12 protein-coding genes and 1 tRNA gene are annotated in these 10,951 nt (G+C 53.0%); 4 read left to right on the forward strand and 9 right to left on the reverse strand.

From position 1 onward, the window contains the following. Window positions 1–482, forward strand: a 482-nt coding sequence (locus tag ACEQ15_RS05825; protein WP_370278153.1) for a transposase, incomplete at its 5' end; no start/stop codon positions are given. Between the two features lie 26 nt (window positions 483–508). On the opposite strand, the gene ACEQ15_RS05830 is transcribed toward ACEQ15_RS05825, so the two are convergent. From ACEQ15_RS05830 to rpsU, 6 genes are all read right to left on the reverse strand, one after another. Next, a complete protein-coding gene (locus ACEQ15_RS05830) occupies window positions 509–1,855 on the reverse strand; it encodes a UDP-glucose/GDP-mannose dehydrogenase family protein (protein WP_370278154.1) in 1,347 nt (448 codons plus the stop codon). 418 nt (window positions 1,856–2,273) lie between these two features. Further along, a tRNA-Ile gene (locus ACEQ15_RS05835) sits at window positions 2,274–2,350 on the reverse strand. A gap of 64 nt (window positions 2,351–2,414) precedes the next feature. Then, on the reverse strand, window positions 2,415–4,244 hold the full coding sequence (gene rpoD, locus ACEQ15_RS05840; protein ID WP_370278155.1) for an RNA polymerase sigma factor RpoD: 1,830 nt from the start codon (window positions 4,242–4,244) through the stop codon (window positions 2,415–2,417). A gap of 161 nt (window positions 4,245–4,405) precedes the next feature. Next, window positions 4,406–6,301: a DNA primase gene (gene dnaG, locus ACEQ15_RS05845; RefSeq protein WP_370278156.1), complete on the reverse strand. Its 1,896-nt coding sequence runs from the start codon at window positions 6,299–6,301 to the stop codon at window positions 4,406–4,408. 32 nt (window positions 6,302–6,333) lie between these two features. Continuing rightward, the gene (locus ACEQ15_RS05850) at window positions 6,334–6,783 is read right to left on the reverse strand and encodes a GatB/YqeY domain-containing protein (RefSeq protein ID WP_282350106.1); all 450 of its coding nucleotides are present in this window, start codon (window positions 6,781–6,783) and stop codon (window positions 6,334–6,336) included. Window positions 6,784–6,829: 46 nt separating this feature from the next. Beyond that, window positions 6,830–7,045, reverse strand: coding sequence for a 30S ribosomal protein S21 (gene rpsU / locus ACEQ15_RS05855; RefSeq protein WP_282350104.1), 216 nt, complete (start codon window positions 7,043–7,045; stop codon window positions 6,830–6,832). Between the two features lie 185 nt (window positions 7,046–7,230). Between rpsU and tsaD the strand changes: the two genes are divergently transcribed. Continuing rightward, window positions 7,231–8,259 (forward strand): tRNA (adenosine(37)-N6)-threonylcarbamoyltransferase complex transferase subunit TsaD, encoded by a 1,029-nt coding sequence (tsaD, locus tag ACEQ15_RS05860; RefSeq protein WP_370278157.1) that lies wholly within the window; start codon window positions 7,231–7,233, stop codon window positions 8,257–8,259. Between the two features lie 21 nt (window positions 8,260–8,280). Here tsaD and plsY read toward each other — a convergent pair whose 3' ends face one another. After that, entirely contained in the window at window positions 8,281–8,868 is a 588-nt protein-coding gene (gene plsY / locus ACEQ15_RS05865) for a glycerol-3-phosphate 1-O-acyltransferase PlsY (RefSeq protein ID WP_370278158.1), read from the reverse strand. A 25-nt stretch (window positions 8,869–8,893) separates the two neighbouring features. On the opposite strand from plsY, the gene folB reads away from it, so the two are divergent. Together folB and folK are read left to right on the forward strand one after the other, a co-directional pair. Beyond that, window positions 8,894–9,250, forward strand: coding sequence for a dihydroneopterin aldolase (gene folB, locus ACEQ15_RS05870; protein WP_370278159.1), 357 nt, complete (start codon window positions 8,894–8,896; stop codon window positions 9,248–9,250). Then, complete coding sequence (gene folK / locus ACEQ15_RS05875) at window positions 9,250–9,762, forward strand: 2-amino-4-hydroxy-6-hydroxymethyldihydropteridine diphosphokinase (protein WP_370278160.1); 513 nt, start codon at window positions 9,250–9,252, stop codon at window positions 9,760–9,762. The genes folB and folK overlap by 1 nt, the downstream gene beginning before the upstream one ends. Before the next feature lie 39 nt (window positions 9,763–9,801). Here folK and ACEQ15_RS05880 read toward each other — a convergent pair whose 3' ends face one another. Continuing rightward, complete coding sequence (locus ACEQ15_RS05880) at window positions 9,802–10,548, reverse strand: pteridine reductase (protein WP_370278161.1); 747 nt, start codon at window positions 10,546–10,548, stop codon at window positions 9,802–9,804. Between the two features lie 12 nt (window positions 10,549–10,560). Beyond that, on the reverse strand, window positions 10,561–10,951 hold a 391-nt coding region (locus ACEQ15_RS05885), incomplete at its 5' end, for a hypothetical protein (RefSeq protein ID WP_370278162.1).

Genomic DNA, 10,951 nt, shown 5'->3' on the forward strand with positions numbered 1-10,951 from the left:
AGGTGATAGATCGCGTCCGAGTAGACGAAGCCAATCGCTTGCGTACCGACAAGCCCCAGCGCCGTTGCGTGAAGCGAGCGCGCTGGCTGCTCTTGAAAAACCGGGATAACCTGAGCGAGCAACAGCAAGCCAACTTGGACGTACTCCTGTCCGCGAACCGCAACCTGTTGGTGGTTTATCTCCTCAAAGCACAGCTGAAAGAGCTTTGGTACTGTCCCAGTGTTTATGAGGCAAAACGGATGTGGGAGCAGTGGTGGCAGCAGGTACAGGAAAGCGGGATAAAACCCTTGCAGGACTTTGCGCGGAAGTTAAAGCCGTATCTACACGGTATCGTGGCGTCAGCGATACATCCCCTCCACACCAGTCGATTGGAGGGGATCAATAACAAGATCAAAGTGATCAAGCGTATGGCCTATGGCTATCGAGATACCGAGTACTTCTTCCTAAAGATAAAGGCGGCCTTCCCCGGTAATCGACGATGAACCTTTTTTATGGGGTGCTGATGCGATCAGAGTTCGCCGGTATTTACGCTTTCACCACGGCCGATACCGTAGTACGCAAAGCCCTGCTCCTTCATCCGGATCGGATCGTACAGGTTGCGGCCGTCAAAGATCGCCGGGGTGGAGAGGCACGCTTTTACCAGCTCAAAGTCGGGTGCGTAGAACTCTTTCCATTCGGTGCAGATCGCCAGGGCGTCGGCTCCTTGCAGTGCCGCTTCTTTAGTACCGGTCAGCATTAGGCCGCAACGGTTGCCGTAGATGCGCTGGGCTTCGTTCATCGCTTCCGGGTCAAACGCCTGAACTTTGGCACCGGCTTCCAGCAGTGCTTCGATCAGCACACGGCTGGTTGCTTCACGCATATCATCGGTGTTTGGCTTGAAGGACAGCCCCCATACCGCGATAGTTTTGCCTTGAAGGTCATGACCGAAGTGCTTCTGGATATTGCGGAACAGTTTTGTTTTCTGGTCGTAGTTAACCGCTTCAACTGCTTCCAGCAGGCGTGGCTGATAGTCTACGCCATGTGCGGTACGCACCAGTGCCTGGACATCTTTCGGGAAACAGGAGCCGCCGTAACCCGCGCCTGGGTAGATAAAGCTGTAACCGATACGGGAGTCGGAGCCGATACCGACACGGACTTTCTCGATGTCCGCGCCCAGCAGTTCAGCCAGGTTGGACAGTTCGTTCATAAAGGAGATCTTGGTGGCCAGCATGCAGTTTGCTGCGTACTTGGTCAGCTCGGCAGAGCGAATGTCCATGACGATCATGCGGTTACGGCTGCGGCTGAATGGGTCGTATAGCTCACGCATCACTGCTTCAACCTCAGGGTTGTCGGTACCGATCACGATGCGGTCTGGTTTCATGCAGTCTTCTATCGCGGAGCCTTCTTTGAGGAATTCCGGGTTGGAGACTACGTCAAACTTGAGGTCTGAACCTTTCTCATCCAGCGTTGCCTGCAATTGTGCAGCAACCTTGTCGGCAGTACCCACAGGGACTGTGGACTTGTCCACAACGATACGGTGTTCAGGCATGTAGGTAGCGATGGTTTTTGCCACGGCCAGGACGTATTTCAGGTCCGCGGAACCGTCTTCGTCCGGTGGTGTGCCGACTGCGATAAACTGGACCTGACCATGCTCAACGCCTTCCTTCGCATCCGTTGTGAAGTGCAGGCGACCCGCAGCATAGTTCTTCTCTACCAGGGGTGTAAGGCCTGGTTCGTAAATTGGAATAATTCCCTGTTTCAGATTGCTTATCTTGGCTTCATCAACGTCAACGCAGACAACGTCATGCCCCAACTCGGCAAAGATGGTGGCCTGCACCAAGCCAACGTATCCAATACCAAAAACTGTAACTTTCATTCGATTTCCTTAACAACGACAAAGGTGTGAAGGCGCGGCCTCTAAAGGCTTGAACGGGGTTCAGATGCGACAGAGGTAACTTCATATTCTTGGCTGTTTCAGCTGCCTGCTATCTTGCGCCGTAGTTCCTTTACCTGCAAGCATGATCAGCCAAGACATTGATCTAGCGTATCACTTCACTTTATATGCTGCATGTTTAAATTGTATTGCATCCTAAACTGGCCGGGCTTAATCAATCAAATGAAATTTCGTCAGATAAAATTTCTGTATGAAATTGTAGCGATTTTAAAAAGCAACGCTTTTGGGATATTGATAATTAAAGATACAGATAAAAAGTATTTTATTAAAAATACAGAAAACGATTAAAAGAGAGGCATGTTTTGGAGAGCGAAATTAATATGAATAAGAGGGATTTTAATGGTGGGCCCAGCAGGACTTGAACCTGCGACCAACGGATTATGAGTCCGCTGCTCTAACCAACTGAGCTATAGGCCCGAAGAGGGAGGCCAATGATACCCTGAGAGATATCATTGGCGCAATACACTGATATAAAAGGAAATTATTCGTCTAGGAAGCTGCGTAGATGCTCGGAGCGGCTTGGGTGACGCAGCTTACGCAGTGCTTTGGCTTCGATCTGACGGATACGTTCACGCGTCACGTCAAACTGTTTACCAACCTCTTCCAGGGTGTGGTCGGTGTTCATATCAATACCAAAACGCATACGCAGTACTTTCGATTCACGTGCGGTTAGACCAGACAGGACTTCCTTGGTCGCTTCGCGCAGGCCTTCGCCAGTTGCGGAATCTACCGGGGAATCGATAGTCACGTCTTCGATAAAATCGCCCAGGCTGGAATCTTCGTCGTCACCGATCGGTGTTTCCATGGAGATTGGCTCTTTTGCAATCTTTAGCACCTTACGGATCTTATCTTCCGGCATATCCATGCGCTCAGCCAGCTCTTCAGGTGTTGCTTCACGGCCCATCTCCTGCAGCATCTGGCGGGAGATTCGGTTCAGCTTGTTGATCGTTTCGATCATGTGAACCGGAATGCGGATGGTGCGTGCCTGGTCGGCGATGGAGCGGGTAATCGCCTGGCGGATCCACCAAGTCGCGTAGGTGGAGAACTTGTAACCACGGCGATATTCGAACTTATCCACCGCTTTCATCAGGCCGATGTTACCTTCCTGGATCAGGTCCAGGAACTGTAGACCACGGTTGGTATATTTCTTCGCGATAGAGATAACCAGACGTAGGTTGGCTTCCACCATCTCTTTCTTCGCGCGGCGAGCACGGGCTTCACCAATCGACATGCGACGGTTGACCTCTTTGATCTCCGTCAGCGTCAGTCCAGTGTTCTGTTCGAGCTGGATCAGTTTCTTCTGAGCGCGTTTCAGTTCGATTAGGTTGCGTTTGATCGCAGTAGAGTAATCCGCACCGGATTCAATCAGGTTATTGAACCATTCGGTGTTGATCTCGTTGCCCGGGAATTCGTTGATAAATTCGCGACGCGGCATGCGGCAACGCTGGGTGCAGATACGCATGATGGTACGTTCCTGCACACGGATGTTTGCGATGGCGGAACGAACGCGCTCTACCAGTGTGTCGTAGTAGCGTGGAGACAGCTTGATTGGCGCGAATGCTTCGCCCAACTCGACCATAGCGTTTGCCGCTGCTTTCGACTCGATACCTTCGCTTTCAATAGCGGACAGATATTTCTCCAGGCATTCGCGGATCAGGCCAAAGCGCTTAGCAGCTTCTTCCGGATCCGGACCACGATCTTTTTCTTCTTCATCGTCGTCGCTGTCTTCATCAGCATCTTCAGCATCTGCTTCGTCTGCCGCTGGAGTCGCTGGGCTCGCTTCGTAAGTCGTATCGTCGGCGTCGATGTAACCGCTGAAGATGTCGCTCAGACGGCCACCATCTTCCTGCAGTGTTTCATCGTAGGCATCCAGGACGATATTGACGGAACCTGGGAACGCTGCGAGGGCGGTCATCACTTCGCGGATGCCTTCCTCGATGCGTTTTGCAATATCAATCTCGCCTTCACGGGTCAGCAGTTCCACGGTACCCATTTCACGCATGTACATGCGGACTGGGTCGGTGGTGCGACCTGCGTCGGACTCTACGGCAGCAAGTGCGGCCACAGCTTCGTCGTCGGCATCGTCGGCAGAATCACCTTCTGTCATCAACAGGGTCTCGGCATCCGGTGTGTCTTCGGATACTTTGATACCCATATCGTTGATCATGCGGATGATATCTTCGACCTGATCCGGATCGGCTATATCTTCCGGTAGGTGGTCGTTGACTTCAGCGTAAGTAAGGTAGCCTTGTTCTTTACCACGGGCGATCAATTCCTTGAGGCGCGACTGCTGCTGAGAAGTATCGGACATGTGACCCTGACTTAGATGTGAATGATGAAAAAATTAGCAGGCAATTATAGCGATCAATGGGCGTTTTTTCTACAAAAGAAGGGGCTAATAATTGATGCTGATGATTAAAAAATAGACCAGTTTTGAAGCGCTTGCGATTATTTTGCAGTGCAGGGCAGCGTTCAGCTGTTCAACCGTTTCATCAGTAGCTGGTTAAGTTCGCTCTTTTCTTCGTCGCTGCGACTGATCTTGCGTTTGAGCTCATCCAGGCGTAGATCATCAATGCGGCGCTCCAGTTTTGGTAGTGCGTCCTGAAGAATCTGTTCGGCTTGCTGAATATCGTTAACCGGGTCGGCGTATGTGATCCCATTAAGTGTCATCAGGTAACCGCTGAGTGTTGGGTCTTCCTGCCCGTCAACATAAAGGGTGCCCAGTGTGGCGCGGGGGTGGCTTTTCAGGTAGTCCACCAGCGCGCAAAGCAGGGGGATGTTGGGTTCTGGCAGTTGGTCCAGCTTTGCAGGCAGTTCGCACAATCGTGCCAGCGTAGGAAAGTGCAGCAGCAGTGAGATGATGCGCTCGCTGAGTTCAATCTGAACGCTACTGCGGGATTTGCTGGTTTCCCGGCGCGTATTGAATTGCGCCTTGCGTGGCGCGCTGGAGCTGTCTTCCGGATAGTAATCCGGCTCCGAGTAGCTATCACCCGCGTCATAGTAATCGGTTGGGTAGTACTCCGCTTGGGGTTGTGGCTCGGGTTCCGTTGGTTGGGTGGCGCTGTGCAGGTTAACGACACTTTCCAACTGATCCTGAGACAATCCTGTCAGTTCGCTGACGCGGTCCAGCATCATCTGCTTCAGGATGCCGGGTTTCATGCCTTGGATCAGGGGGAGCGCGGCGCTACTGAATCGGGCGCGGCCGTCCATGCTGTTGAGGTCCATCTCTTCCGACTGGCTTTTAAAGAAAAATTCTGCCAACGGCAGAGCTTCATCCAGGCGTTTGCTGAAATCATCGGAGCCTTCTTTTCGTACTAGGCTGTCAGGGTCTTCACCTTCCGGTAGGAACAGGAATCGCGCTTCCTGACCATCCTTGATTACGGGTAGGGTAGTACCCAAGGCGCGTTTTGCTGCATTGCGACCCGCTTCATCACCGTCAAAGCAGAAAATGACTTCTGGTACGATTTTGAAGATACGTTCCAGGTGCTGTGCTGTGGTGGCAGTGCCAAGTGTCGCAACGGCATAATGAATACCGTACTGAGCCAGTCCCACCACATCCATATATCCTTCCACAATCAATAGCCGCTCAAGCTTGTGGTTGTGCTTGCGGGCCTCGTACAGGCCATATAGCTCACGGCTTTTGTGGAAGGTCTCGGTTTCCGGGGAGTTCAGGTACTTGGGTTTGTCGTCGCCTAGAACGCGACCGCCAAACGCAATAACCCGACCACGTTGGTCGCGGATCGGAAACATAATGCGGTTACGGAAACGGTCGTAATCGCTGTTGCGTTCTTCGTTGTGGATAAGTAAGCCAGCTTTTTCCAGTAGTTGGCGGTTTTCGCTGCTGTCGCCCACATGGTTCAGTAGATTGTCCCACCCCGGTGGAGCAAAGCCTATCTCGAATGCTTTCGCTGCCTGGCCAGATAGGCCTCGGGATTTAAGGTAGTTAACCGCTTGCTGTCGACTGGAATGGCTGCGAAGTTGCTGGGCATAAAACTCTGCTGCCTGGGTGAGCAAGTCATAGAGTGATTTTAGGTGTTGTTGCTGCTGCCGATTTTGCTGGGACTCTTCCTTGGGCACTTCCATGCCGACCATCTTGGCCAGTTCCTCTACAGCTTGTGGGAAGTCGAGGTGGTCGTATTCCATCAGGAAACCCAGTGCATTACCGCCGGCACCACAGCCAAAACAGTAGTAGAACTGCTTTTCCTGGTTGGCAGTAAAGGAGGGGGTTTTCTCTTTATGGAAAGGGCAGAGACCGGAATAGTTTTTGCCGGTGCGCTTTAACTTCTGGACACGGCCATCCAGCACGTCGATGATGTTAACGCGTGCAAGGAGATCGTCAATAAAGTGTTGGGGGATTCGTCCGGCCATGTAGTTGCTGCTGCTGAATGATCAGCGGCAGTTTAGCTGGACAGGCGCTGTTTTACGAGCTTGGAAGTCTCACCTACATCGGCGCGGCCCTGGATCTGGGGTTTCAACACACCCATCACCTTGCCCATGTCCTGCATGGACTGTGCGCCACTGGTGGAAATAGCCTGTTCGATCAGTTCGCTGATCTCTTCTTCGTTTAGCGGTTGCGGCAGGAAAGTTTTAATCACCTCCATCTCCCGTCGCTCTACATCCGCCAGATCCTGGCGGTTCGCTGCTTCATATTGCGAGATCGAGTCGCGACGCTGTTTGGACATTTTGTCCAGCGTCGCCAGGACTCGTGCATCATCCAGCTCCACGCGCTCGTCAACTTCGATGCGTTTCAGCTCAGCAAGAATCATACGGATCGTACCCAGGCGCTCCTTATCTTTGGCGCGCATGGCAGCTTTCATCTCAGTGGTGATCTGCTGCTTGAGTTCGGACATCGTATTACCTGCCTCTGATTAAGCTGGAGAGGATCTATCTCGTGGATTAGTACAGACGTACGCGACGAGCGTTTTCGCGAGAAACTTTCTTCGCGTGACGCTTAACTGCTGCAGCTGCTTTACGTTTACGAACAGACGTTGGCTTCTCGTAGAATTCGCGACGGCGAACTTCTGCCAGAATACCTGCTTTTTCGCAAGAACGTTTGAAGCGACGCAGAGCTACGTCAAATGGCTCGTTATCTTTAACTTTTACCGCTGGCATGTGTATACAAACCTTAAATTGATTGAGTTAATCCACTAGTCTCACCATGCTGCGTTTTGGGCGCAATTATGGCGAGGGCCGAAATTCTAATGGCGGGTCTGGCGGATGTAAAGAGCAATACGGTGAAATTTCTCTCGGATTGCTGGATAATGTCGCCCCCGATCATTAATTACAGTTTAGACAAGATGCGTGTATTAGGAATCGAGACCTCCTGTGACGAAACCGGCGTAGCGATCTACGACAGTGAACAAGGCCTGCTGGGCGACACCCTCTACAGCCAGGTTAAGATGCATGCCGAGTATGGCGGCGTAGTGCCGGAGCTGGCATCGCGTGACCATGTGCGCAAACTGATTCCTCTGATCCGGGAAACTTTTAAACAGGCCAATCTGGAACACGGCGATGTGGATGCAATCGCCTACACGGCGGGTCCTGGTCTTATTGGCGCGTTGATGGTGGGGGCGTCCACCGGGCGAGCGCTGGCATTGGCATGGGATAAGCCAGCCATTGCCGTACATCACATGGAAGGACACCTGTTGGCGCCGATGCTGGAAGAGAAGCCGCCTGAATTCCCATTTGTAGCGCTGTTGGTATCCGGTGGTCACACGCAGTTGGTACGTGTTGAAGGTATTGGTCAGTATGAACTGCTGGGAGAGTCCTTGGACGACGCCGCTGGTGAAGCTTTTGATAAGGCTGCGAAAATGTTGGGCCTCGACTATCCGGGTGGTCCTGAGATTGCGCGCCTTTCTGAAAAGGGGGATGTGACACGCTTTAAATTTCCACGCCCAATGATCGACCGACCAGGGCTGGATATGAGCTTCTCCGGCTTGAAAACATTTACTCTCAACACAGCCAATAGCCATCGCGACGAAAACGGTAAACTGGATGACCAGACCATCGCAGATATCGCCTGTGCTTTTGAGCAGGCGGTGGTAGATACACTGGCTATTAAGTGTCGTCGTGCTCTGCAACAGACGGGTATGAAGCAGTTGATCATCGCGGGTGGCGTGAGTGCCAACAAGCGCTTGCGGGTTCGTCTGGAAGAGATGGTTAAGAAGGAACGTGCAGGCCTGTATTACGCCCGTCCTCGTTTCTGCACCGATAACGGTGCAATGATCGCCTTTGCCGGTTGTCAGCGTCTGTTGGCGGGGCAGTCCAGCGATCTGACCATTCTGGCGCAACCACGCTGGCCTATGCACACTCTGGATGCGATCTGATTAGATCCGTTAGTTGGCGGCTTAGAACCGGCTCTCAGCGCCTTTGATAAGCCGCTTAATGTTTTCCCGGTGTGTGTATAACAGCAGCACAGAGATCAGCAGCACTGGCATCATCAGGCCAGGCTGTACCAGCCAGGCCGCGAGTGGCGAGATCAAGGCGCAGCCGATCGATGCCAGTGAGGCAATCCGACCAATACTGATCAACATACCCCACAACACCATCTGAATAATCCCCAGCGGAATCGACAGCGCCAGGCAGACGCCCACGGCGGTCGCCACGCCTTTGCCGCCGCTAAACCGGGCAAACAATGGAAACAGATGGCCCAGCACCACAGCCAGTGCACACCAATTGGCAACATTACTCTCCAGATCCATCCATTGCGGCAGCGAGACTGCGCACCAACCTTTGCCAATATCCCCAATGAGGGTAAAGAACGCTGCTTTACGGTTGCCGATACGCAACACGTTGCTGGCACCTGGATTGCGGGAGCCCTGTTGACGAGGGTCGGCGATGCCCATACAGTGGCACACCAAGATAGCGCTCGGCACTGAACCCAGCAGGTAAGCGGTTGCTACCATAAGTGCATTCAGTAATTCGAGCTCGGGCATCGCACCATCCTATAGGTTTGTAAGCATGGATATAGTGTACATACGTGAATTAGAAGTAGAAACGATCATCGGCATCTATGACTGGGAGCGTGAGATTCGCCAGAAAGTCAGTCTGGATCTCGAGATGGGCACCGATATCCGCAAAGCGGCTGAGACCGAGGTGGTGGACAATACCCTGAACTACAAGTCGGTTTCAGAGAAGCTGATTGAGTTCGTCGAAGCCAGTGAGTTCCAGTTGGTGGAAACCATGGCCGAAGAGATTGCGGGACTGATCATGACCACCTTTGGTGTGCGTTGGATTCGCGTTCGTGTAGGTAAGCCCGGCGCGGTGCCTGCGGCAAAGGATGTGGGTGTGATCATCGAACGTGGAGAGCGCTTCTGATGGCGCAGGTGTATGTCAGCATCGGCAGCAACCAGGATCGTGCCCGGTATATCCGTGCTTCCCTGGATGCGTTGACCGAGCGTTTCAGTAAGCTGGTGCTTTCATCGGTGTATGAAAGTGAAGCTGTCGGTTTTGATGGGGATAACTTCTACAATCTGGTCGCGGGCTTTAACACCGACCTGCCAGTAGGTGAGTTATCCCGCCTGCTGAAAAGTATCGAGGATGACAACGGCCGTTGTCGAAAAGGACCCAAGTTCAGCGGACGTACGCTGGATATCGATATTCTGACCTACGACGAGCTGATTGGCGATCACGACGGTGTGCAACTGCCGCGTGATGAAATCCTGAAGAACGCATTTGTACTGCTACCGCTGGCAGAGGTCGCGCCTGAGGTTAAGCATCCAGAAGTGGAGCAGACCTATCAGGCGCTATGGCATGGTTACGAAGGTGGGCAGAATCTCTGGTCCGTTGACTTCGAATGGCAGGGCCAGACTATCTCTTCGGCTGAATAATATCTTTGGCTATCGGGCGTTTCAGCTGAAACCTGTGCTTCAGCTAAACAAGGAACGCCCACCATCCACCGCAAGCACTTGTCCGGTAATAAACGGGGCATGTGCCAGGAAGTACACCGCATCCGCGATATCTTTAGGATTGCCGCTTCTGCGTAGCGGTGTCTTTTTCATGATCTCATCTTTCGCTGCGTCTGACAGCGCAGCTTCTGCTTCAGGCCAGAGAATAGGGCCGGGTGATACTCCGTTGATGCGCACATTCGGTGCTAGGTCTTTCGCCAGTACTTTTACCATCATTTCAACACCGGCTTTGGCGATTGAGTAGATCGGGTAGTCTGGCAGCCCGCGTTGAGAGTGCACATCCACCAGATTGACGACGGCGCCGTTGTTGCGTATCAAGCCGGGGCTTAGAGACTGAGTCAGAAAGTAGGCCGCACGCAGGTTGCTGTTTATCAGGTTGTCCCACTGTTGCTGGCTGGATTCGCCAAGCGGGGTTGGGTAGAAACTGGATGCATTGTTGACCAGCAGGTGGATGTCGCCAAATTCTGCCGTGATCTGCTCCGACAATACGGAGACCTGGGGCATGTCGCTCAGATCGGCTTGAATCGACGATGCGGAATCCGGTCGGGTCTGGTTGAGTGATGCGACAAGTGCTTCCCCTTCATCGCGTGAATGACGGCAGTGAATGATGACGCGGTAACCTTCGCTGTGAAGATGGCGGGCGATCTCGGCACCGATGCGGCGGGCAGAGCCGGTAATCAGTGCGGTAGGGGAACTGGATGGAGGCATCGGATATTCCTGCTAAATCTGGTCGCAGATCTGTGCGCGACAACGGTTGAGTTCATCACCGAGCGCTTTGCCCTTAAACCCCTTTGCGATCAGCTCACCCGCCTGAAGCTGGTTGAGTGCGGTCAGTAGCTTCTGCAAGCGGTCATGCAATGTGCTGTCGAGCTCATGCAATGCGGCGCAGCACGCAAAAACTCCGTCCAGACGCTGAGGGCGCCGTAGCAGGTCCAGAGACTGAATGAGCTCAAAACGCTGTGCACCGCTTAGGCTCTCAATGTCAGCAATTGCTTGGTGCCATTGGCGCACCTGCTGAGCCTGTTGTAACCAGGCTTTTGGGGTGCGCAGTCTTTCACACATTGAAGCGATCAGTCTCAGCGCTTCATCGTCAGGCAACTGTGTTGTCGCC

Source organism: Pontibacterium sp. (assembly GCF_964228735.1).
GTDB lineage: Bacteria > Pseudomonadota > Gammaproteobacteria > Pseudomonadales > Balneatricaceae > Pontibacterium.